The following is a 25,203-nucleotide window of genomic DNA, read 5'->3' as shown; positions in this document are numbered from 1 at the left end:
CGTAAAGCCCGTTGTACCCGATATGCAAAAACGTTTTTGCGGCAAGGGCGGCAAGCCCGCCCAACGGTCAAAAATCGCAGGCAAGCGGCCTAGTCATTGGGTAGTCATTGGGGACGTTCTTAAACGACGAGTCGTTGGGGACACTCTTGAACAGGCAACATTCAAGGAGTGTCCCCGGATGCCGGCACAAAAGGAACGTCCCTAAGTGCCAACTATAGCGGCAAGCCTTGGCCAAGCATGGCGATGGCGCTCATAAGGACCAGCATGCCGGCGGCGTAGGGCAGGACCGCGCCCAAGAGCTCGGCATCCTTGCCGCGCACGTGCACAGCGGCCAGGCCGATGGCAAGCGTCTGCGGCGAGATCATCTTGCCGGCGGCGACGCCAAGCGCGTTCAGCGCGACCATCCAGTAGTCGCTCACGCCCAGCGCGGTGGCAGCCTGGCTCTGGATGGGACCAAACAGCATGCCAGAAGACGTGCCCGAACCGGTCACGAACGCACCGACCGCGCCGATCCACGGAGCCAGAATCGGGTACAGGCCACCGGCGACCGCAATGCAAAACGCGCTGATCGAAGAGATCATGCCCGCATAGCCCATAACCTTGGCACAGCCCAGAACCGAAAGCATGGTAATGACCGTCGGCATCATCTGCTTGACGGTCGCGGCCAGTACCTTGCCCATCAAGCGCGGCGAAGCACCCTGAATGGCGCCGCCGACAAACGCCGCCAGGAAAATCCAGACGCCCGGCGTGTTGATCCACGAAAACGTGAGCGTGCCGGGGTTCTCGCCGCAATACACCTGCACCTGGCTCGCAAACGGTGCGAGCGCAGCATGCACGGCAGGCACCAGGTTAGACGTTCCCAACAGCAGCACAAAGATCAGGATGAAGCACGACCAAGCCGAAAGCGCCGACTTAGCGGTGAGCTGCTCGCCGGCCTCGATATTCATGTGGAAGCGTGCGTCCAGATGCCCCGACTTCTCGGCACGCATGGCAAGCGCAGCTGTCAGCGCGAGCGAAACGATGGAACCGACGACGACGGCAAGCTCGGGACCCACAAACATAGCAACGACAAGAGCCGCACCGGCAAAGGACACGCCGGAGAGCACGGCGATGCCCGCCACGCCGTTCAGGCGCTCGGCAACGCCCGCAACATTACCCTGGTCATCGGCGACACGACCCGCAACCAGCACGATAAACAGCGGCATCATCACAAAGAAAGGCGCCAGCTGCACCATCTGAACGGTCGCCAAATGTAGCGGATCCAGGCCCACCAGACCGGCAACGGACACCGTGGGAATGCCAATGGAGCCGTAGGGCGTGGGCACGCCGTTGGCCAGCAGACAGATGAGCACGGCGGGCACGGCCTCAAAGCCCAGGCCCGCGAGCATGCCGGCGGGAATAGCGACGGCGGTGCCAAAACCGGCCATGCCCTCCATAAAGCCACCAAAGCACCAGGCCACAAGCAGCGCCAGCAGACGGCGATCGCTGCTGATGGAGGTGATCATGCTGCCGATTACGTCCATGGCGCCCGTGCGAACGCACAGGTTATACGTGAACACCGCGGCGATGATTACCAAAACGATGGGCCACAGGGCCATCAAAAAGCCTTCGAGCGAGGCGGTCGCGATCTGCGCTGCCGGCAGGTGCCACCATGCGAAGGCAAGCACGCACGAAAGGACAAACGATCCGATGGCGGCTTTCCAAGCTGGCCATTTAAAGCACAGCAGCATCACGACAAGCCAAATGATCGGCACAAGAGCCAGCAAGAATGCGGCGACGTCCATAGGTAGAAGCTCCTTGGTGCCGCGCGGGCGGCATCGTGGTATCACATAACTTCAACAGGATACCGCACGCTCACCGACAATTTACTGCCGCCCCCCGAAAATATTGAACAATCCGTTCAAAAACATGAGTGACACCGTCGCGTCTATACTAGAACGCAGCAATAGAAAGGACTCCGCCTTGAGCATCTCGCCCCTCGATAGCATCCGCCGCGCCATCGCCCGCCGCAACGGCATCGCCAACCCCGCTGTATCGAGAGGCGGCACCGCAAAGGCCCAGGGCGGCCGCATCGAGAACGGCCTGTTCCCCGCATCGCACACCGCCGAGGAGCTCGCGCGCATCCAAGAGCTAAGCCAGCGTAACGCCGGCGGTCCAAATAGCGGCCAAGCCACGCGTCGTCGGCGCGAGCGCGATCGCCAGCCCGGTCCCGTCCGCCGTATGGTCAACGCCTGGTGGAACCGCCTGCTCGGCGCCGTCTACGGCGGCGGTTTCTCCACGCAAGAAGCCGAATACGAGGAGCACGCCACCAGCCGCGACTACCTTTGGAATACCCTGGGCACCGCCGTGTGGGGCATGGCGTTTCCGCTGCTCACTATCGTGTCCACGCAACTCGTGGGCGCCGAGGAAGCCGGCAAGTTCTCCATCGCCTTTGTCACCGGCACGCTCATCATGATCGCGTGCAACTACGGCGTGCGCAATTTTCAGGTCTCGGACATCGACGAGAAGACGTCCTTTGCCTCCTACCAGCTCAACCGCTGGCTTTGCGGAGCTCTCGCCCTAGGCTGCGGCCTCATGTACAGCAGCGCCCGCGGCTATGACGCGCAGATGGCGACGATCGGCCTGGGCGTCTACCTCTATAAGGTGATCGACGGTATCGCCGACGTGTACGAGGGCCGCCTGCAGCAGGCCGACAAGCTCTATTTGGCCGGCATGAGCCAAACGCTGCGTTCCGCCGGCGTCATCGCGGTCTTTAGCGTGGCGCTGTTCCTTACGCGCAGCATGCCCATCGCGGCCATGGCCATGGGCGTCGCCGCCATTGCCTCACTCGTGCTGGTCACCGCCCCGCTCGCCCTGCTCGAAACCGAAAAATCGCGTCGCGTGAGCATACGCGAAGTCGGCCGCCTTTTTGCGCAGTGCGCCCCGCTCTTTGGCGCTCTCTTTTTGTTCAACCTTATCGAGAGCATGCCCAAATTTGTGATGGAAGGCACGCTGGCCTACAAATATCAGCTGTATTTTAATGCCTTGTTCTTTCCGGCGCAGGCCATTTTGCTGAGCGTTGGTTTTATCTATAAACCGCAGCTCTTGCGTTTGTCGAGCATTTGGGCTAACCCGCGCAAGCGTCGCCGCTTTGACTTAATTATTGTCGCCGTCATGGCGCTGATCGTGGTTATCACTGGCGCATGCGCCGCGTTTATGGCAGGCCCCGGCATTCCCCTTATGAGCTTTATGTACGGCCTCAACTTTGAGCGCTACCGCACATTGGCGCTGCTGATGGTCGTCGCCGGCGGCATCACCGCAGCCATCGATTTTATCTACGCCATTATCACAGTGCTGCGCCACGCCGGCGATGTCACCAAGATCTACCTCATTTGCTTTGCCGTGAGCGTGGTGGTACCGATGGTCCTCATCAACCTACTGGGGCTGATGGGTGCCGTCGTGAGCTACCTGGCTATCATGGCCCTACTGCTGGTGCTATTGATTGTCGAGTACGCCCACATTCGCCAGCGCATAGAACGAGCCCGCAACCCGTACGGTGTCTAATTAGCTGCCTCGGCCACCGGAATTTGCGATGGAATTACCCGGGCTGGGGTCTTGTTGCGGACAATATACATCACGCAAAACTAAGTGAGTAGACTTTTACCGAATCCCCGACCACACCGACAAAGCACAAGTCTGTGACCTGCGGTTTTATTGAGGCAAATATGTTGGGTGCTCGGCATTTCCAAAAAAGTCTACTCACTTAGCCAGCGGGCAGCCAAATGATTACTTAATCCACGTCCCAGAAAAATCATTTGATGGGCAGAAGGGCAAAAGTAGTCAAAAAAGCCCCGTCCCAAATTAACTACCCTTTGCACCGATTATTCGCCGGGCAGAATGTTCGCATAGAACTCCGCACCATCATCCAGGCGCAGGATGCCGACGCGGCCGAACTCGGAGCCGGTGGCGGCGGCACAGTCGATGTCGATGCGGTCGGGAACGCCGGCGGTATCCTCGCCGCCCAGGCGCACCATCTGTCCGCGGCCCGACTCCTCATCGAGCCCTGCCAGGCCGCCGACCTCGCAATAGCGCCCCAGCGACACCGTGGGCGTGTGGCCGCTCACCACGACCGGACCCTTGCCCTCGGCAGATAGCAGCCCCGTCGGGGCATCCCAATAGCCATGGCGAATCCAGAGCAAGTCATCGGACGACTGCACGGCGAGCATTTGCTGCAGCAACTCGCTATCGGCATCGACCGCTCCTCTGCCGTCACCGCAATCGACACCATGCTCAAGCAAAAACGCGCGCGCCGCCTCGGTCTGAATACCGGCGTGCACCAGCAGATACGGTCGCTCGGCAGTCTCTGCCACCGCATAGAGCGGCAGGGCGGCAGCCCAGCGCACCAGCTCCTCGTATGCCTCAAACTCCATTTCGTTGAGCTGCTGGCGCGTGGTCCAACCGCCGTTGATGTCCCAGGTCTCGGCATCAAGCGGGTCCTGGCCAATGATCGCGTCGAGCATAATCTGCTCGTGGTTGCCCTTAAGCACGTGAGCGTTGGGCAGCGATCGCACCAAGTTGATGACGCCGACCGGATCGGGACCGCGATCGATCATGTCGCCCAACACGTACAGCGTGTCGTCGGACGCCAGCGAGATCTTGGAAAGGGCCTCGTCCAGCGCGCGCACGTGCCCGTGAGCATCGGATGTCACATAGATCGCCATGGAACGCCTTTCCCTGCATTACGGCCGAAGCCCGGAGCCACAACTAAAACTTCAAGTTGAACTTAAACGTTACCCATTGTACTCCGTTGCAATAAAGCTGGGAAGAGCCCCGCGTCGCCAACGGTCGTTAGCGGCCGCACGCCCGCGCGCGCCGTTCTCGGTGCACCGCCGGCAGCTGATTCCCGACCAGCTTCGCACACGCCGCAGCCTCGTGTCGAAAACGCACACGCCCGTAATCCGCCCCCATAAACCCACCATCTTTGGGTACAAATAACCGCAGATAACTGACCGTGCCACGCCAGCCACCCAGGAGCGGACACTATCCATGAACCAGATACTTCTCTTTATAGGCCTCGTCATCATTTTGTGCCTGACCATCAAACCCGTCGGCAAAAAGCTCCCCTTCCCCACCCTGCTCATCTTCATCGCGCTGGGCATGCTGCTGGGCGTCAACGGTCCGGCGCACATCGACTTTAGCGACTACGCGCTCACCGAAACCGTCTGCAGCACGGCGCTGCTGTTCATCATGTTCTACGGCGGCTTTAACACCAATATCGACCGCGCCAAACCTGTCGCCGTGCCCGCGGTGCTGCTGAGCACGCTCGGCGTCGTCGTCACCGCCGGCATCACCGGCGCCTTTGCGCACTTCGCACTGGGCTTCGACTGGATCGGCGGCCTGCTGCTGGGCTCGGTCGTGTCGTCGACCGACGCAGCGAGCGTCTTTAGCGTGCTGCGCGAGCACAACCTTTCGCTGAGAGGTGGCACCGACTCGCTGCTCGAGGTCGAATCGGGCTCCAACGACCCCGTCGCTTACATGCTCACCGCCGTGCTTGCAACCCTTGCGGCCGGCGGCGACATCAACATCCCCGTGCTGCTGGCCAAGCAGATCATCCTGGGTGTGGGCCTGGGCCTTGTCATCGGCTGGGCATCGGGCCGCTTGATCGAGCGCGCACACGCAACGGCCGAGGGCGCGCAGACCATCTTTTTGTTCGCCGTGGCGATCGTCGCCTACGCGCTGCCGAGCTACCTAGGCGGCAACGGCTTTTTAGCCGTGTACCTTGCCGGCATTGTGCTGGGTGCGAGCGACATCACCGGTAAGGTCGAGCTGGCGCACTTCTTTGACACCCTCACCGAGATGGCAGAGATGACGATCTTCTTTTTGCTCGGCCTGCTCGTGACGCCCGCGCGCCTGCCGCAAGTGCTGCTACCGGGCCTGGCGCTCATGGCGTTTATGCTCTTTGTGAGCCGCCCCATCGCCGTCGGTCTGCTGTTGGCGCCCTTTAAGTCCAATCCTCGCCAGGTCGCACTCGTAAGCTGGGCGGGCCTGCGCGGCGCGGCTTCGGTCGTGTTTAGCCTCTTTACCGTGGTGGCCGGCGTTCCCGGTGGGCACGACCTGTTTGACCTGGTGTTTGTGATTGCCGTGGCGAGCATTGTGGTGCAGGGCTCGCTGCTGCCTGCGGTGGCAAAGAAGCTCGACATGATCGATGCGGCCGGCGACGTGCGCCGAACCTTTAACGATTACCGCGACGAGGACGGCATGTCGTTCGTCAAGCTCAAGGTGGGCGCGGGCCATCCGTTTGCCGGTCGCTCGCTCGCGGACATCGGCAGTGCCACGGACATGCTCGTAGCCCTGGTACTGCGCGACGGCGCGCACCCGGTGCTGCCCAACGGCGATACCGTCATCGAGGAAGGTGACCTGCTGGTGATGGCCGCGCCAACGTTTGAAGAACGTGCCGAGGTTACACTGCGCGAGGTCACCGTGACGCCCCACGGTCGCCTGGCCGGCCAGCGTCTCCGCGATGTGCCGCAAGGCAAGCACCCGTTCATTGTGGTAATGCTCAAACGCGACGGCCAAACGATCATCCCCGACGGCAACACCCTCATATACGCCGGCGACGAAGCCGTCATCGCCACGCTGGCATCGTAGCCACAGGCCGATTTCAGCGAACTCGAAAAGCATGGGGGGCGTGCATTGCCACCCCCCATATAACCCCAGGCAATCGCTCGGCATCGTCCCGCAGGGGCCGTTGCGTTCAACGCCCTAGCCTTTGTCGTAAACGCACTCCCCTGTGGTGAAATCCCACTTGAGGTCCCATGCGTTCTCGGTAAAGTCGTCATACATATCGATCGCGCTCCAGCCGGACACTCCGCCGTCGTCAAAACATGTGGGCTCATAGAACGTGTCAAGCTGCGGGTCGATGTCGGTCGTCACCGAAAAGTCTGGGCCGTATGTTCTTCCCAGCGCCACGATATTGTCAATCTGGTCGACGGATTCGACTGCCTTCAACCCTCGCGCAACATCGCCGAGCAAGCCGCAGAAAGCTTCCTTTTCCAGCGGCCTATTGGCGGTCTTAACAGTCTTGACCCACTCTGTGGAAGTGGGGAACATTACGCAGAGCGCGCGAACGACATCGTTGCCGGTTTTACAGAGGCCGAACAGCTTTTGGCGCGCTTCGTTTCTCTGCTTTGTCGCCTTGACGCCTATGTACTGCCAATAGTCAATCGTGCCATCCTTTAGAACCGTTCCGTCCTTTAGAGTCACGCGAACACCGAGGTACTGCGTTTCGGCCTCAAAATAGCCGGCACAGGGCTTTACCGGCTCAAGCGGATCCCTCAAATTGGGGTCGTCATAGCGTGCTTCCTCTTCTGGCAGCTCAAGGCGGTCGATAACAAGCTGCTTGGAGGCATTATCGGCATATTTGCGCAGCTCTTTGCAGATACCAGTTTTAGAACGCTTGCCTATAGAGACCTTATCAAGAATTACTTCGACGCTATCAATATCGTCGAGTGCAACAAAGTGCGCGAGCAGCAACCCGGGCTGCTTCATGGTCCGCTTTACATCCTTCAGCCTCAGTATTGTCATAGCTCCGTCGAAATGGCCTTTTTTGAAGAGCTTGTCCCATTCAATGTAGTCCTCAATAAACGCATAGTCGGGATCTTCCACAATGGCCGTAATCTTCTCGACATCGTTATCGGCAACCAGAGAGGCAAAGTAGGGCGGATCGACATGATCGCATTTTCCGAACAATAGCCGCGAGCAAAGGGCTGCAACGGCGTTGGCCCGATAGCCGTGAATAAGGTGTTTATCATATGCAAAACCTTTTTTATTCGCATGGCGGAGGTCATCGGGTGAAAACTTGACCTGAGCTAGCTCATTTGTCTGCCCATTATGAAAGAGAGGACTGTCGTACTTGGGACAGCCAGTGCAACAGTCATAGACATCGACGGCACAAGAAATGCCCTTCAAAACGTTTGGGAGGAGATTGACAACCTCTTCGATATCCAAATCGACGGCATTGCCATACCAATCGACTTTACATTCAATAAGCAGTTCAAGCCGTACGATATCGCCAAATTTGCGCTCCCGACCCTTCCACTCGGAAATGTAATCGTCACGTCCGAAATAAACGTTATGGGAATCGGGGCCAATGTGGTCAGTCTCGCTACAGCCCAAAAGATCAAACAATTGACGGCTATCACCAGAAAACGAAACCCCCGCCCGAGGATCCTCAGGAATCTCGAAAGATGCATTCAGGTTGTCAGCCATTTGCCCAAGAATAGCATCCCGAGCATCTTTCGTGCTGTAAATCAGAATACTTTGATGGGGTGTGTACATTGCTCGTCCTTTCGTGCTGAGACAAATCGAATGGTCGATAGGCCTTGTCCGGAAAAGCGCATAACGCCACATTCAGGATGCTTGTCACGTAATTAAGTGAGTTCACCCATGGCAGGCAGTCCCGCGACCAATGTCGACATGTGTTAACTTAGCCCAGCTGACCACGCCATTTGTTGAGCAACAAGTGCGAGCGGTACCTTTTGAGCCCCGAACGTTACCACAGACTTTAATAACGGCACAAATCAAAAAAGTAGCGGTGATGTAGGGACTGTTTATGCACTCCAAAGCGCAATTTAGTCCCTATTTCACCGCAAGTTATTGAGGGGATAAGGTTGAGGGGTGGCTGTGGCTACCAGCCGTCGTCCGCGCCGTAGTCGTAGTCCGTATCGTCGCCCGCGGCAAAGTCGCGGAGGTCGAGGCCTTCGCGTTCGGCTCGGGCTAGGAGCTCTTGGGGCGACTCGTCCTCGATATCCACTACGTCGAGCATGGCAGCCGGAAAGCCCACGCCTGCTGCACTCCCCGCGCGATCGAGCAGACTCTCGCGCAGCTGATCTACGTCCACATCGATCTTCATGGTGTAACCTCCTACCGAGCCAGGTCCCTACTCAGCAGCGCTAAGCTTATCCACAGCAGCAACAAAAGCCGCAATCTGCTTGTCGTCCATTTGAGTGGCCAAACGCCCCACGGGCTCATCGTAGGCGAACTGCACCTTATCGATAAAGCAATCCCAAGCGCGTTCGTCCACACGCACGGCGGCCTCGCAATACTGACTGAGCTTTTTGAGTCCATACCAAAACGCATTCACATGGCGCGTGGGGTCCTCATCCAGCACACCATCGTAGCGACGCCCGTTAAACTCCCGCATGCGCACCACGGCGACCTCGAGCGAATCGCCGCCCTCGGCCGAAGCCTCATCCACCAGCTCGGGAATCGGAACCTCACGCCGAACATCATGCCTGGTAGCGCCGTCGTACTCGCCCACCAGCACGTCTTCGTCAAGCCGAGAATCGTAGTCGAAATAGCTCGAGCCCCTGCAAATCCCATGCGGCGAGCCAGAGCCAAACGCACAGAACAACCCGCCGTCGGCAACAATACGACGGTAGGTCTCAAACGACTTCTTAACCTGAGCGAGCAACTCGAAAAGCAAACCGGCATCGCACGCCGCCTCGCACGCAACGCACGCAGGCTCGGGCAGCCCCGAAGGCTCCACCGTGCTCCCCGCAACGCGGGCGGCACGCTCGGCCCGATATGCCTGCGCCGCCAAGCGCGCTCGCTGCGCAGCGCCGCGCACGTTGGTAAGCTCGCGCTCCAACGCCACGTCACCAGCAACATCGCCAGCAACATCACTCGCAGACCCGCCAGCGCCCTGCGACCCTGTCGCACTCAGCTCGGACTCAAACGTCGCTGTGATCATACCCGCAAGGTCCGTCGCATCGGCGGCACAACGCAACTGTTCCAGCTGCGTACACAGCAGGTCGGCATCCAAAGGCACAGCATCCACAACGCGCACGCCATTCAGGCGCGCCACGTCCCGTAGCACCATAGCCCCCGCAGCATCGTACGCCGCACGAACCTTGTCCGCCGTATTCGCACGCAGCTTTACCTCGATAAACGCAAGCGTCTGCTCCAAACGGGCCAGCAGCTCGGCCTTGTCCTCCATGCGCAAAAAGGCAGCATAGCGGCGCTCCATCTGCAGCGGACCGACAATGCCCGCCTGCTTACGAGCCCGCGCAAGGGCCGCACCCTCAACACGGCGCACGTACGTATCAACAGCCCGCACGGCAGAGTCGCGCGCAGCGTGCTCGGCAGCCTCGACGCCCCTAAGCACGCTCAGCAGCTCGCGGGAGCGCGCCTTGCGCACCAGCTCCCCGCGATCGTACTGCTCAAGCGCCGTCTGACGCTTGGCTACCGACTCAAAGCCAAACAGCTCGTCGAGCAGCTCACCAACAGAACGCTCGCCCGCCATAGCAAGGCCTCCTCACGCACTACGCACCCACATGCCCGCGGGGCACCCGAACACCGGACGCCCCGCTCGCCCGCACTCCTACAGATCCAGAGCCTTTTTCGCGGCGTCGACCGGGTCGCCATCCATGTAGAACACCGGGCTCAGGCCCGAGATAATCTCGGACGAAACACTCTGCAAACCCGCAATAGCACTCAGCGGCAAAATCACGCGCTTGGCGCCGGCGTTTTTGGCCACGCGCATAATGTCCTCGAGCCCACGGATCTCGTCCATAGAGCCCGACATGCGCAAGATTCCCGGAATCGCCAGCGCAGGCATCACCGGGCGGTTGCACGCCGCGGAGCACAGGCCCACAAACTCGGCGAGCGAAACTTCCTCGGACAGGCCCTTGCTCTGCAGGTCGTTATAGAACAGCAGGTAATCCTTGGAGCCAATGTGCATGCCCGGCGCCACGCGGTTCGCCAGGTTCACAAAGTTGTCGAACGCGGCCTCCAGGGTATCGCGCACCGGCTTGTTAAAGGCCACGCCCTCGTGCTTAAACTTGCACTCGCCGGCAACGGCCTTGTTCTCCAGCTTGTACACGGCAACCTCACCGCCCTGCGATCTGCCCACGCCAAACACATGACCGGACAGCAGCGGCCCGTCGGGAATCAGCGTGTCCTCGCTCTGCTCGGGCACGCGCACCACGTGCACGTCCTGCGGGTTGTCGGCATCCATATAGCCCAGGTTGACGTCGATAAACTCAACGCCCGCCATAATCTTGAGCTGCTCCTTTACGCGGCGACGACCCTCGATGGCGTAGTCCAGCAGCCAGCGCACGTCGTCCTTGTCCATGGCCTCGTCGGGAAACAGCAGCTTGGCCAGGCCGCTAAAGGTCTTGCGCACGGCGATCTCGTCGCGCTTGTTAAAGTCGCTGTTAAAGCGGAAGTAACGGTCGATATGGTGCGTAAAGTCCTTGCGGCGCATCTCCTTGCAAAACTCCGACAGGCAGTCGGTAATCAAGCCATAATGCCCGGTCAGCAGGCTCGAGCGCATCTTGGGAATCTCCCAGCCCGGCAGGTAATAGTGGATACGGTCGAAGAAGGCCGAATCGTTGTTAAACTCCGGCGGAAACGGATCAAACAGGTGCGTGGTCTTAAGGACGTTTTGCACGGTGTCGTTGATGTTGCCCTCAAAGACCATGGAGGCATCGGCGTTAATCTGGTCGCGGCCGCGCGCATAGCTGCCGCTCGCCATGTAGTCCTTCATGATCTGCACGGCATTGGTGTCCTTAAAGCGCATGCCGGCGACCTCGTCGAACGTCACGCAATCCCAGTGGCCCACCAGGCCCACGCGATCGGCGCGCATGGAGTTCATGCGGCCGAACAGGTTGGCCGTGGTGGTCTGGCCGCCAGAGAGCAAGATGGCGTAGGGCGAGACCTCTTTGTAGATATGGCTCTTGCCGGTGCCGCGGGGACCCAGCTCGCACAGGTTGTAGTTGCGTTCGATGAGCGGCACCATACGCTCGATAAAGTGCAGGCGCTCTTTCTCGGAAAGCTCGCTGGGTTCGTAGCCAGCTGAGCGCAGCAGCATGTTGAGCCACTCGTCGCGCGAGAAATACTGGCGCTCGTCGATCATGGCATCCAGGTCCAGGTTGGGCATCTGGATGGGCGTGAGCGACGCCACACTAAACGGAGAGTCCTCTGGGCCGCGCTTTTTGCGCTTGGCCTTGGAGCGGCGCGGCGCATCGTCGCCAAAGACCTCCATGCCAAACTCGTCTTCCTCATCCACGGGATGACGATACTCGATGCTCATAATGCACCAAATGCCACCCTGCAGAATCTTGGAATAGTCGCGCACGTACTCGGCCGGCATCACAAACGGCTCGATGGTCAGGTTGGCAAACGACGCCACGTAGATATCTTTGTACTCGTCGAGCTTGGCCGTCACCTTATCGATGATGGTAAAGCGGCCCAGTTCGCGAATCTTGGACTTAATGCGCTCGGACTCGTCGGGACGCACGTAGTTATCGGTGAGGATCCTGCGGATGCGATCCAGGCCCTCTGCCACGGCTTCCTCGTCATCGGTTGAGCAGTACATGCCCAGCAGATACTCAAGCACAAAGGTTGGCACGTTTGCGCCGCGCTTCATAAGGGCCGTCAGGTCCTTGCGCACGATCTTGCCAGCAAAGTGCTCGAGCAGCTTGCCGTCCAGCCCATCCATGTCGTAGCCGTCGTCCTCGGGGGCCTCGGCCGCAGCTTGGTCATAGCCATCGCTTGAGGATTCACCCTCGGCGGGCGCGGCAGCCTCAACGGGCGCGACGGCCTCCACCGGCTCCGGGGCAGGCGCCGCAGCCTCAACGGACGCCGCAGCCTCCACGGGCACATCCACATCAATCGAGGGAACTTCCCACAGATTGTCGTCATGGCTATCAATCATAGGGCACACTCCTAAAAACCAAAGTCAGCAACAGGGGCAAACGAAACAGCGATGGTATACGTCTCGCGCCAAACGATCTTGCCCGACTGGGCATCGCGGCAAACCAGCAAATGGGACGAGCCGGACCCAAACGACACACCCGTCTTAAGCGTAAAGCGAGCCTCGACCACGCGGTCCTGCGGGTTGGGCGAGGTCATGTCCGCATGCACGCGAGCAACGTCGCTCACCTCGTTGCCGGTCTCGTCGGTAAACACCAGCTCGTACTCGCACGGCAGCACCTTGCCCGTAGCGGCCTCCTCCTGCAGCAACTTAATGCCAAACAGCGAGTTGGTAACGCGGCGGCTCTCGCTCAGCACGCGCAGCTTCGCAGTCTGCGTATCAACGAATTCCTTTGAGGACGCACTCAGGCGGCGATACCCGACCACCGGCACCACGAGCTCCTGCAGGCTCACGCCGCCATGCACGTAGCGCTTGGTTCCGCCGGGTCGCTTGTAGTGCACGATCCCGCGCGGAGCCAAGCCAACGTAGCCGCCGCCCGGCACCACATGGTCCATGTTCATGGCTAAACACGGGCTACCGTCCGCGCCGTTAGCGATATCGGCCAAGGTGTCGCCCTGAGCGACCACCGCATGGCGCTTGCCAAACAGCACCGGATCGTCGGGCAGGTCGTTCTTGCCCAGGAACAAGCATTCCGGCAGTTCGTTGGCCGTGTACAAAAAGCCATGGTCGGATGTGATCGTCACGCGGGCGCCTGGCGCGTCGGTGCACACGCGCTTGGCGATCGAGACCAGCTCATCCACGCTCTCGGCGCACGCATCGAACACATCGCTTTCGGTGGCGAGTTTCTCCCCCGTCGCGTCGATCTTGTTGTGATACAGGTACACGATCTCGCTGGACTTGAGCAGCTCCTTGCGGTCGGCGGCAGACATATCCAGATACGCCGCGGCACTCAGGGCACGAGCCGTAGGCGCGGCCTTCTGCAGCACCGCCTGGCGCTCGACCGTAGAGCTCGTCGGCATATCATCGAGCAGCACGGCGCCCGTTTCCATGTTGAGCGTCATGGCCTGATGCGGCAACAGCGCCGGCATGCCCATCTCGGTAATTGAGGGAAACATCGCCTGCACGCTACCCATGCGCACCTCGCCGCCGCGCTCGCGCTCCAAAGCGGCAGCCACGTCCTGCGCCACCTCGTAGCGAAGCGCATCGCTAATCAGGACCACCTTGGCCTTGGCACTACCGGTATACGTGGGCAGCGTCTCCCAATAGAACAGGTCTTGGCGAGCGACACCCTCAACATAGCCGGCATCGCGCCACTGCGCCTGGGCGGCATTGGCCCAGCACGCGTTGCTCTCGGTCAGATACCAGTTAACGTAGTTGTTCTCGGCCCATTCGACCGCGCGGCGCTCGGGCTCCTCCAACAGGTCGACACCACGAAGCTTGCAGCGCTCGTTGGCCTGGCGCAGCGCGCGGTATGCCGCATCCATGCGCCACCAATCTGTGGTATAGGCCTCCCATACCTCGGCCGCCTGGGCAATATGGAATCCACCCGCATGGTCGCGCTTAAAGGCTGCCATGTCGGCCAGCGCCAAAAGCACCTGGTAGTAGCAGGCGACATCGTCGTACCAGCACAGGTCGCGACGGGCCGCGGCAACACGACGCGCCTCGTCAACGCGATCGGCACCCTGCGCCAGCGAGGCGAGCAGGTCGCTCAAAATGGCCTCGTCAACGCACGGGAATACATCCAGGCGCAGCAGATCGTCGGTAGGCAGAGCACCAAACACATGGCGCAGGCCGCACGCGTCCTGGACCAGCTCGCAAATCTCGCGCAGGTCATCAGACGCCGCAGCATCGCCCGCCCATTCGCGGACAACGGCAATGCAATACGGCGCATAGGCAGGCGCAATATGGTTGGAGAGCTTTTGCAGCGCAGCCGCCGGCACCAACGAGGCCGCGGCCGTCAGCAGCACATGGGCGGCAAAATCCTGGAGCGAATCGCGCTCGAACAGCGTACCCTCAAAGCCCGTGCGCTGACGCACAAAGGCAGCAAGGCTGTCGGCGGCCTCAAACTTTTGCGCCAGCTCCGACAGCGCCTCCGGGCCATCGCGCAGCAGCATAGTCAGGCATGCGCGCACAATAAACGGCATGGTGGCAGCGCTGGGATCGGAGCCTCCAAACATGGCGGCCAGCAGGCCCAGCTCAACATCGGCCGCACACGCAGGCGCGGGCATGCACTTAGAAAACTTGGCGACGCGGCCCTTGGCGGCAAAGAACGACTTGTGCGCCTGCAGAGCCTTGCGAATATCCCTCGCGTTGGAGGCGCCCAGCTGATCGGCCAGCAGCGACAGATAGTCCGCCGAGAACTGATCGGCATACAGCTCAACATCGGCCAGCCAATCGCCCTCAAGGCCACCACGCCCCTGCTGGCGATACACCAGCATGTCGCTCGTGGTGTCCTCGCGGGCGATAAGGCGCTTGACCTCAAACATATGCCCGTCGCAAGCCTCCACAAAGCGCACCGGACGCGGCAGGCGCTGCTCTACCGCTTCGCCAAAGCCGCCCTCGGCAAGCTCGGCAAACGTGGCGGCAAACTCGCCTTCCGCGTCGTGCCACACCACCACGCGGCGCTCACGGCAATCGGGCAGCGGCTGTTCAAAGCGCGCCGCCAGCTCTTCAATTACATCGAACTTTGCCATCTAACAATCCCACTGTCATACCGGTCAAAACAATTCGCGTAACGCGTAATCACGTGTGCATTATTTTATCTTTGCCAGCACATCCTGGAACTTGGCATAGTTGACCTTAACGCCGTCGTCCAGGTCAATCTTGATCATCTGGTCGGCCAGGTGATGCAGCTTTTCCTCGTAGGCAACGGTCTCGGTCAGCTGATCCTTCAGCTTTTTGATGCGCTTGGTCAGCGCGACCTTCTCGCCGCGCTCGGCCGTGGCCAGCGCGTCCTCGGCGTCGGCAATCTGCGAGCGATAGCGCTCCTGCTGCTCGTGCACGTAGTCGGTACGAATGCGCGCCAACAGGTCGGGTGTGTAGCGGTGCATGTAGACCAGGGCCATAAAGCCGTTCTTTTTGCCCGAGTCGAACAGCCAGTAGATGGGACGCTTCTTGTAGGTCTGGCAGTGGTCCTTAAAGAAGTCCTTCAAAAAGTAGGTGCGAATCACCTCGCGCGAGGTGCCCTTGCCGCCGAGCGCCTCGGCAATAAAGGCCAGGTTCTGCTCGAGCGTCTCCTCGCCGTACACGGTGCGCACAAAGTCGATAAAGTAGCGAACGATGTCGTCGTCAAAGTACTCGTCGTCGGTAATGGGCAGCACATTGTCGCCGTCGGGCATAAAGGTCACGTGATCGGGGTCGGGCATCTTGGCCAGGTAGTCGTTGACCGTGGCACCCTGATCGGCCAAAATCAGACCGTCCACATCCAGCGAGTAGCGGCCAAACATGCAGCCCACGGCATAGCTTATGAGCGAGGTAATCTCGTCGCGCTTGGTGCGCACGTACTTGTTGCCCTTGTAGCTCTCGGGAATCTCGTCGGCGGTGTCGAAGATGCGCGCCACCGATACGTACTTGTCCTCGACCTCGATGGGCACCTCGCCCTCCATGTTGTAGATCTTGGCAAAGATTCGGTTGAGCTCCTCCTCGTTAGCGCGAAGCTGCTCAAAGCGAGCATTGACCTCGGCCTTGCGAGCCTCGTATTTATCGGCGAGCAACGTTGCCATATCTCTATCCCATCCAATCAGGACCGATTAAAAGCCCAATAAAACTAGCTAAGTCAACATAGACAAGTCTACCCGACAGCAAAGCTTATGGCGCCCTATGCAGAGCATTCACGAGCACCATTTTCAGGACCCGCCCATTACAGACGAACCAAGCTTTGCAGCCAGTATGTATTAACTTACTCCACCAGCTCCACCATTTGTTGAGCAACAAGTGCGAGCGGTAGCACAAATGGCATAGATGTCACTATTTTCCGTAATATTGTGACTATTCCACAAAAAAGCGTATAGTATGTTGCTTACAACCAACTAGGAGGTGCTCCTTATGTTGTTAGAGTTCAGCTTTAAAAACTTCCGCTCCATTAAGGACGAGGCCGTATTGTCAATGCTGCCCGTCAATTCCTACAAGGAGCATCAGGAGAATGTCCACCCCTGCAGCATTCCCGGCACCGGCACGGACGGAGTGCTTACCGCGGCGGCCATCTACGGCCCCAATGCTTCCGGAAAAACCAATCTGTTGCGAGCGGTTCACTTCTCTCGCAACCTCGTTTTAGGTATTACGCATCCGGCCCATCTGCCCCGACGTCAAAGCTTTGTCGGCAACAGCGACCCATCGAGCTTTAGCTATACGTTCTACACCGACGGCACTCGCTACGAGTACGAATTCACCCTAGACGACGATGGCGCCCTCAGTGAGAGACTCAGCGTAAGCCCCAAGGCCAAACGTCTTGTCTACGAAAGATCCCGCAATGACGATGGCACGTACTCCGTCAAGCAAGGCTCCAAATATCCCGGCATCGTAACCAAGCTCAAGGGTTATACGGATCCGGGGTTTGTCCTTGGCATGCTCGCAAACTACGGTTTTGAACCCTGCGTTAAGGCGATGCGCTGGTTTGCCGACGACCTGGTTGTAGCCAATCGCGAAGCCCCCATTCCCGATGCGGAGCTTATGGACAAGCTTGCTACGTTGGGCGAGGCTAAATTCAAAAAGGTCATCAAGGCCATTAGCTCCGCAGACCTGGGCATTACCGGGGTGCAGCTTAAAGTCGACGACATGACCGAAGACGAAAAGAGCGCCCAGAAGGAAAACGCCGACAAACTCGCCGCCGTATTCGAAGCGCTCACGGGCCAAAAACCCAACGGCGTCGAGATACCCGATAAAAAGGTCGCCATGCAGTTCCGTCACGAAATTGACGGCCGAAGCGTTGGCTTTGGCCTTGACGACGAATCCCTGGGCACAAGGACCATGCTCGACCTGGCAGTCGACTTTATCGATGCCATCGATGCCGGCCGAACCTTGTTCGTAGACGAAGTCGAACGCAGCCTCCACCCGTTGCTCCTCGAAAGCCTTGTGGCACTTTTCTTCGATCCAGACCTCAACGAACACGGAGCACAGCTCATCTTTACAACCAACGAGCTTCTCTTCCTGAAGAACGATACGCTTCGTCGCGATCAGATATGGTTCATCGAGAAGAACCTGCAGAGCGGTTCCTCAGACATCTACCCGCTCTCTTCTTTCTCCCCACGAAAGGACGAAAGCTTAATCAACCGCTACCTCCATGGTGCTTACGGTGCCGTTCCTTACGCTGATCAGCTCATGGGCGCCATCTGCGAGACTGGCGGAATCAACCTTTAGCGTGCACGAAACGGGCACGTCACTCCCACTTGGATCGGACGCCCGTCTCGTGGTATAAAGATATCGGTACCCTCGAATAGAGGGACCTCCAAGAGCCGGGGGATGTCCCCCGGCATTTTTTATGCGTAAAGTCGCCGCGACTCCTATTTCGCTTCTTTCGGGGCGTTTTCGAGTGCGTCGGCAATCGCCTCTATGCCCTCTCCCTGGCCTAGAATGAAGCACTTCCAGTCGATGTCCTGGGTGCGGGCAAACTCATCGGCACGCGAGGCACTAAAGAGCATCACGCGGCTCTTCTTCCACAACAGGGCGGGATGCAGCTTAAAGTCGGTGCTCTCAATACAGACCACCGCGTCTTTGCGAGGCATCTCGAGCTTGCTGCTCTTGACCAACTCTTTCAGCTTTTGGACGTCGGTGATCTCCTGACCCACAGAACAGCTGTTGAGCAGGTCCTTCCACACGCGGAAGTACGGCTTGCCCTCATAGGAAGCCCCTTCAGCCACAACGGATGTCGAGAGGCCGACAGGCCGCTTTGCAACCGCATGCCTAACCTTGGGAGCCGCCTTGGCAGACTCGTCCGCCGGCTTCTCATCGATGCCCAGAACCTGAGCAACGTAGTCGTCATTGCCCAAGAAGTACTCCTCGACTACGTCCCATCGCTCGGCATCGCTCATGGTGGAGCGGAAGAAGCCCCTAATAACCTTGGACGAATACTCGTGGCGATCGTTAAGCTCGCGCAGCACGCCATTGGAATATCTGCTGTCCGAAGCCAACGCCTTGACCTTCGAGGCATCGTTGAGACGAATAAAAATCTCCGGGTTGTCGCCGCCCTTTACCGTGTACGTGGCAAGCTTGAGAATCTCTAAGATCTCGGCCAGCGCATAGCGAGCGTCGAGAGCCTTGTTGTCCAGATAGCGCCTGCAATGTTTGCTACCTTCGGGAGGCTGCAACCTTCCCAGCGTCTGGGTCAGATTGCTCATGGCTGCCTGAAGCTCGCGCCCGATTACGCCATAGCGAACATCCTGCGCGCGGCTATAGGTATTCCTCGAAGACTTATTGAATCGTTTGATGCATTTAAAGGACCGGTCGGATCCAAAGTGCCGGCCACCATCGACGGGACGAACAAACGCATTCAGCAGCGCAGACGGCTTCTTGACCTCCAAAGACGTCCCCTCAAGCTGATGGGTAAGCTCTTTCGTAAACTCCTTCTCCGAAAAATCGCCCTCACGCGCAAGGCTCATAAACGTCTTGCGCAGCGCCTCGGCAAACGCAGACAGCGTCGACGTGGCCCCATCAAACGGCATGGAGTAATTGATGTCGAGCGCCAGGCGGTTCGAAAGCGCAGGCTCCCCCGTCGGCGAACAAATCTTGCCCGTGAACAGCTGGCGCTTAAAATCGGCAAAGGTCAGGTCGCTAAACTCGTTAGCCCACATGTCGCCTACGTTGAGCTCATAGATTGCGCCCATGTCCGAGATCTTGACGGCATGCTGCCCCGCACGATTCTCGTAGCGCGTATGGGCCTCGCTGATCTTTCGTAAATACTTGCCGTAGGACGTGGTAAAGCTACGCTCGGCAACCTGCTCAATGCAAACAAACTGCTTGGTATACGACACCTTGGGGCGCACGACGATAACCGGGAAGTTGAACTTATCCTCAAGGTCGCGCGAGATCATCATGAGGGCCGATTTAACGCGATTGGTCTTGCGGTCCTCATCCTTCTCGTTTGTAAACAGGTAGGAGAACGTATTGGGCGATACCAGGAAGTTCTGGCTACGGTCTTTTTGCGGCGCAGAAGCATAGACCTCGTACAGCTTGGCCATGATCTCCTTAAGCTGCCACTGGCTAAACTTGGAGAGCGCATACAGCGTCTCGGAATAGCGAACGTCCTGCATAAAGAAGTCGATGCAGGCCTTGGCCCCCAAGCCGCGCTTGCGACCGCCACGACCAATTTCCTGAATATAGTCGGACAGATTGCCCGTCGGCGCATAGTGGTACACGGCATCGATGTCGTCGATGTCGATACCCATGCCAAACGCCTTGGTGCTCACGAGCACCCTGCAGCTGCCCGACGCAAACGCGTCTTGAACGATCTTCTTGTACGCGGCATCTTTGCCGCCGTGATAGCCCAAAACCTTAGAATTAGAAACGCTGCGTTGATCGATGATTGCATTGACATGACTCTGGTACGGGCAATACACAATCGCATGGCGATTGTCGCGCACGGCCTTATCAATCCACTGCTCGGCGAGGTCGGTTTTTACCTCCTCGATGGGACCGGGCAGCTCGCTTTTGCTTCTCCAGACGATGTCGAAGGAGATGTCGTTACGACGAGGGTTGCCCAGGAACGTCTTGCAGTTGCCAAGCTCCAGGTCGGCGATCGTATGCGAAACGACATCATCGCGCCCGCCGTAGACAGCCGTGGCGGTAAGGCAAAAGATCGGAAAGCTCATACCGTTTTTGCGGAGCTTAGACAGATACGGCCCCAGATACCAGTAGTCCGGGCGGAAATCTTTACCCCAAGAAGTAACGGTGTGGACCTCGTCGATGACGACAAGGCCGAGCTCGCGGCCGTTAAGGATCGCCCGGATCGAGGACTCCAGCAGAAGTTCCGGTGACAGGTAGATGATGGAGGCCTCGCCGCTTTTAACACGGTCGAGGGATTCAAGACGCTCGCCATAGGGAATGTCCGAGTTAATGGCAACGACATTCTTAACGCCACGTTTCCGCAAGTTAGCGACCTGGTCGATCATCAGGGCCTTCAGCGGCTCAATAACCAGCGTGACCAGCTGATATTTCCGAGCAAGATACAGCGCCGGAATCTGGAACAGAATGGACTTGCCCGCACCCGTGGGCGCCGTTACAAACACATTCCTGTAATCGACGGAGCCCGCATGGGCAGCCTCGGCCTGCTTTACGACAAACTCAGAGATAGCACCCTGAGACACCGTTTCCATTTCGTTGTCAAAGTCGGGGTTCTTATAAAAACGAAGCTTCCTAAACGAGGCCTCCTTGCCCCAGTAATGTTGAAGCACCGAAAGCAGGCGGTCCGACTCCTCGATCTTTTCCTCTTGGTCTTGCTGCGCTACAAAGGAAACGGATAGACCCAGCGCATGGGTAACAGAAGCGACCGCCTCCAGAGCGGACCTATAGCTCTCAAGTTCCCGAGCGTTCACCAAAACAGAAGCAGGGCCAGCCGTGCCATCTAGCAAGCCCAGACGGTATTCCAAAAACGCAGCCGACGAAACAGGGACGACGCCCTCAGAAATTGCCGAAGCATCACCCAGCGCAAAAGAAGCACGATCAAACAGATCGACAACTTCCCACTCAGAAAACTCGTCCGGAATAATCGGCGTTACAAGGTGCGCACTTCCAACCCTTACCGACTTGGCATAGTACTTAGAAAGTCCCGTCGTATCGGGCGTCATATCGTCAAAGGATGACTCAAAGTCGTTAAGCAGCCCAGGATCAACGGGAGAAGGAACGCCCTCACCATCAAGGAACAGGTTGTTCTGCACAACAACGATCTTGCCATCGAACAGTTCCTTAATCGTCCCGCGCAACTCAAGAAGCTGCTCAAACAGCATCAAGACTGGGCCATCTGCCGAAAGAATCTGAGCCACGGCTAGTCTCTTTTGGCGGGCAAATTCGGACGGAGAAAAGAACGGAGCGGCATCGCTGGCTACGACCCCGGGAATCGAGCGCTCATTGTGCGCAACGGATTCCGCGAGACGAGGAGACAGGCCGCAGAAGGCGAATATCGTAGGTTGCGAACAATCCCTCAAGAGCTCGTCGATTTTACTATCGGGCGCCAAACTATTGCCATCGCAGTACTCGGTCATATTCTCCTCCTCCAACCAAACACTGCCATCAACTTAGCCCATCAACCTCGCCATTTGTTGAGCAACAAGTGCGAGCGGTGGATATTGAGCTACGACCGTTAGGGATTGAATAAATGAAGCACAACAAGAAAGCAACACCCGAGTCGAATCAGCTCCACACTCGCCGAAAGTCACACCACATGCCGTCCAAAAAAGCATGCAGAGAATGGCGCACAAACCGGACAATTCAAATTGGAGGACATAGCGGTGGCGCCTCGTCGTTGGCAGCCATCATCAGAGCAATCCAATTAGTTAACAATAATCAGGCTGAGTATCGTTCATCACTCGCTGTCGGAGAGAGGGCCTGTCGCAACGGACTCAAGCTCGATACCACAGCGCTCCGCCATGTAATCAAAGTGAGCAGCCTGGTTATTTGCTTCAAAAATGCACCGCATAACATTTAAATAGTGAAGTAAATAGTCACCAGAATCGGTGCATTCAGCGTCATCGGTCAAAAGATGAGAGCCAGAGTGCGTCCACAAAAGCAATGACCTCCCCAAAGGACGATCGGATGGAGACAGCTTGGCAATTGTTTCTTCAAGATTCAATCCATTGACAAAATTGAAATAAGTTTCAAGGATTCGACGAATGCTATTGCGGACGGACGTTGACCGATTTCCCACACGAAGCTCCTGCCACAGCGCCTCGTAACCCGTACTTACTGGATTATCCGAACCAAAGGCCTCGACAATGGAGCTGCTAGCCGTTTTTCTAATTACGAAATACGCGCTGTTCGATAGAGAGTAACCAGCCGAGGGGTATGTAATTTCGTGATGGAAACTGGCATTGTGCGTTAATACAAACAGTTGGCTTACGTCGGCACTGTCCTTCCGCCGCGCTTCGGAAGCCAGGTCTCGCACTAAAGAATTAACAAAGTAAAGAACGTTCGCATCCAGGCTGGAAATAGGATCATCAATAAATACAACTGGATGATCGGACGACCTGCTCTCGACGTAGCTTAGGAAATACAAGAAGGTAACGATGGTTTTTTCGCCCTCGCTAAGGGTTTCATTCGCACGTTCGCCACTGCGACGAATAAATGCATAGTCTTTTCCATCGTTAGCTTCATCGAGAGAAAAATTATCAAAGCACAAGTCCCTAAGAATTCGATTGATACGCTCAATAGTAGGCTTTGAACTAGTGAGCCGAGACATCAACTCCTCCCGCTCGGCATTCTTTTTTTCAATCGCATTAGAACAGCTGAAAAGTTTAGATTCGAGCCCCTTTTTGGCGCCGTTGTAAGCACGCTCAGCTTTTAGGAATTGTCTCTTTTCTGCATCCAACCTTGTTACACATTGCCAACGGATGCAGGAATTAGTCTCTTCTTTAAACTCATTAAAATGAAGAGCGCGTTCGTTGTGCACGGCAATTTGTTCATTTAGCTTTTCAAGCGAAATAGTCAAGTTCTCACGAGCATCAATCGTATCTTCAATAATTACCGAGCTTCCCAAATCATTTTGTTTAGCTTTCATGCGCTCAAGATTAGTCGAAGCTAAAGCATCAAAGTCAATCAAATCATTACTCACCTGAATAATGTCGAAGCCATGATTTCGATAAATGGATAGATCTTCCCTCAGCTGACGTATTTCGCTGAGAGAAGTTTCATAAATAGAAACAGCATCAGCCAGCAACCTCTGAGCTCCTCGGTAATCATCATCAAAATAGTATTCAATACTCCCAGCAAGGGCCTCGCTCGTTTGTTGCTGGCAAAAAGGACACGTTGCCCGTTCTTTTAGTCGAAAGTACCGCAAGCCTCTTTCAACCCAGCCGGCATTATTGAGCTCATGGATTAGTTTTGCTGTATCGACATCGCCGCTCCCTACAACGGGGCGTGAAAAAGCCTCGCAAGATTCAGCTTGTTCAAACGATTCAAAATCTGGAATAGTAATCGGTTGAAGCTGTTGCAAGGGTGCTCCTGATGCTTTTTTGGCAAGGGATTCCAAATCATCATTAGCAAGTGGCTTAAAGTCTCTTGGCGCGTCTAACGTCAGAATTCGCTGAAAAAATGATTCTTTTTTTGAAAGGCATCCACGAAAAGCAATCTTCTGAGCGTCAGAAAGGGAGTTGCGCACATCCCAGCACTTCTGCTTAAACAACTCCTCGGCATCGCTATATTTAGACTCCTCCCCCTTTAAAACCTCCTCATAACCTTCTATCAGTTTTTCAAGATTATTGATTTCTTCTCCCAAAGCGCTAACGCTCTGTTTAATTTCAATATTGTCTTCACCCAAAGTGAAAACGCCCGGTACACTGCCGTTTTGAAATATGCCATTAATGTAGTGCTGGTTGTACACCAAAACCGGGCGTGATGGGCCCGACCACTCTACGCGAGACTCGTCGCCCGCCATTCCGGTTCGTAAAAACTCGCTAATAGTAGTTTTTCCACTGCCATTGGAGCCAAAAATATAATTAACAGATTTCAGGTTATCCAGCGACGCGTTATCGCTGCCATATGGCCCCAAGCCGGAAATATTAATACGAGATATCATTCAAACCACCTACAACAAAGGATGACGGCTGAAGTCTAGGGAAGTTTCAAACGAATCATAATCCGCTTTGGACAACGTAATACACTCGTCCGTTACAGCCAAAGCTCCTTCAGCGGAGTTCAAAAAATCAGGAAGAGTCTTCATTATTCCGCATTTATAGTTAAGTGTAGGCATTAACAAATCGGCAATTGCTTTAGCGAAAGACGAATTAAGGAAGCCGATTGCCTCCTTGCATTTCTCCCCAACAACAACTTGACCGCCAGCATCAAATAGGCAGCCGCTGGGGAAAAAGCGAATCCCGAGATTTCCGCTTGAAACAGCAGTCCACGTTCCGCCCTCTTTAAACCATAGGCCTTGACTTGGCCAGACACATCCCGGCAGCTTCCTCATTTCACTTCGGTGAAGATCATTAAACGCAATAACCCACTCCAAATTTCCGTACCATTTTCTAAACTCACCGCCCTTGCAGTAGGGAACATAAGACCCTTTGGAATCCACATCAGCAAGAGACACTGCGTTCGTCACTATCTCACTATCCGACGCTTCCCACCAATAACGCAAGAAACGTGCATTGTCCGCGGTATGAATTCCCTCCCTAAATGCCAGAGACTCCCCCAGACTCGGACAGTCGCTGAAAGCGTACACGATACCGTCGCTGGCCCAATAGGCAATAGGTGTGCCGGGGATCTGCTTGAAGGTCTCGGCGTCGCGGCGGTAGAACCAGCCGCAGCCGGGGTTTTTGATCGCCTCGAGGGCCTTCTGGCGCTTGGCCTCGCTGCCGTTGATG

14 protein-coding genes are annotated in these 25,203 nt (G+C 57.2%); 3 read left to right on the top strand and 11 right to left on the bottom strand.

The genetic code is table 11. From position 1 onward, the window contains the following. Positions 1-212: 212 nt before the first annotated feature. Positions 213-1,784, bottom strand: coding sequence for an L-lactate permease (locus ACTQZF_RS06845; RefSeq protein ID WP_441554889.1), 1,572 nt, complete (start codon positions 1,782-1,784; stop codon positions 213-215). Positions 1,785-1,962: 178 nt separating this feature from the next. On the opposite strand from ACTQZF_RS06845, the gene ACTQZF_RS06840 reads away from it, so the two are divergent. After that, positions 1,963-3,543, top strand: coding sequence for a lipopolysaccharide biosynthesis protein (locus ACTQZF_RS06840; RefSeq protein ID WP_441554888.1), 1,581 nt, complete (start codon positions 1,963-1,965; stop codon positions 3,541-3,543). Positions 3,544-3,860: 317 nt separating this feature from the next. On the opposite strand, the gene ACTQZF_RS06835 is transcribed toward ACTQZF_RS06840, so the two are convergent. Beyond that, positions 3,861-4,700, bottom strand: a complete 840-nt coding sequence (locus ACTQZF_RS06835; protein WP_441554887.1) for a metallophosphoesterase — start codon at positions 4,698-4,700, stop codon at positions 3,861-3,863. Between the two features lie 325 nt (positions 4,701-5,025). On the opposite strand from ACTQZF_RS06835, the gene ACTQZF_RS06830 reads away from it, so the two are divergent. Continuing rightward, positions 5,026-6,627 (top strand): potassium/proton antiporter, encoded by a 1,602-nt coding sequence (locus tag ACTQZF_RS06830; RefSeq protein ID WP_441554886.1) that lies wholly within the window; start codon positions 5,026-5,028, stop codon positions 6,625-6,627. A 114-nt stretch (positions 6,628-6,741) separates the two neighbouring features. Here ACTQZF_RS06830 and ACTQZF_RS06825 read toward each other — a convergent pair whose 3' ends face one another. The 6 genes from ACTQZF_RS06825 to ACTQZF_RS06800 form a co-directional block, all read right to left on the bottom strand. Then, a complete protein-coding gene (locus tag ACTQZF_RS06825; RefSeq protein ID WP_441554885.1) occupies positions 6,742-8,316 on the bottom strand; it encodes a hypothetical protein in 1,575 nt (524 codons plus the stop codon). A 349-nt stretch (positions 8,317-8,665) separates the two neighbouring features. Next, on the bottom strand, positions 8,666-8,890 hold the full coding sequence (locus ACTQZF_RS06820; protein ID WP_441554884.1) for a hypothetical protein: 225 nt from the start codon (positions 8,888-8,890) through the stop codon (positions 8,666-8,668). Between the two features lie 27 nt (positions 8,891-8,917). Next, a complete protein-coding gene (locus ACTQZF_RS06815) occupies positions 8,918-10,282 on the bottom strand; it encodes a hypothetical protein (protein ID WP_441554883.1) in 1,365 nt (454 codons plus the stop codon). A 78-nt stretch (positions 10,283-10,360) separates the two neighbouring features. Further along, entirely contained in the window at positions 10,361-12,697 is a 2,337-nt protein-coding gene (brxL, locus tag ACTQZF_RS06810; protein ID WP_441554882.1) for a protease Lon-related BREX system protein BrxL, read from the bottom strand. Positions 12,698-12,708: 11 nt separating this feature from the next. After that, positions 12,709-15,390, bottom strand: a complete 2,682-nt coding sequence (pglZ, locus tag ACTQZF_RS06805; RefSeq protein ID WP_441554881.1) for a BREX-1 system phosphatase PglZ type A — start codon at positions 15,388-15,390, stop codon at positions 12,709-12,711. A gap of 60 nt (positions 15,391-15,450) precedes the next feature. Next, entirely contained in the window at positions 15,451-16,419 is a 969-nt protein-coding gene (locus ACTQZF_RS06800) for a hypothetical protein (protein ID WP_441554880.1), read from the bottom strand. A 322-nt stretch (positions 16,420-16,741) separates the two neighbouring features. Here ACTQZF_RS06800 and ACTQZF_RS06795 point away from each other — a divergent pair, with 322 nt between their 5' ends. Continuing rightward, positions 16,742-18,052: an AAA family ATPase gene (locus ACTQZF_RS06795; RefSeq protein WP_441554879.1), complete on the top strand. Its 1,311-nt coding sequence runs from the start codon at positions 16,742-16,744 to the stop codon at positions 18,050-18,052. A gap of 143 nt (positions 18,053-18,195) precedes the next feature. On the opposite strand, the gene ACTQZF_RS06790 is transcribed toward ACTQZF_RS06795, so the two are convergent. The 3 genes from ACTQZF_RS06790 to ACTQZF_RS06780 form a co-directional block, all read right to left on the bottom strand. Next, the gene (locus ACTQZF_RS06790; RefSeq protein WP_441554878.1) at positions 18,196-21,888 is read right to left on the bottom strand and encodes a helicase-related protein; all 3,693 of its coding nucleotides are present in this window, start codon (positions 21,886-21,888) and stop codon (positions 18,196-18,198) included. Between the two features lie 320 nt (positions 21,889-22,208). Beyond that, positions 22,209-24,416, bottom strand: a complete 2,208-nt coding sequence (locus ACTQZF_RS06785) for an AAA family ATPase (protein WP_441554877.1) — start codon at positions 24,414-24,416, stop codon at positions 22,209-22,211. 9 nt (positions 24,417-24,425) lie between these two features. Then, a partial coding sequence (locus ACTQZF_RS06780) for a hypothetical protein (protein ID WP_441554876.1) occupies positions 24,426-25,203 on the bottom strand: 778 nt, incomplete at its 5' end.

The organism is Collinsella sp. LCP19S3_H3, from assembly GCF_052119145.1.
Classification (GTDB): domain Bacteria; phylum Actinomycetota; class Coriobacteriia; order Coriobacteriales; family Coriobacteriaceae; genus Collinsella.
Note: the sequence above shows the minus strand (reverse complement) of the source record. Positions and strands in the feature narration are given on the sequence as shown.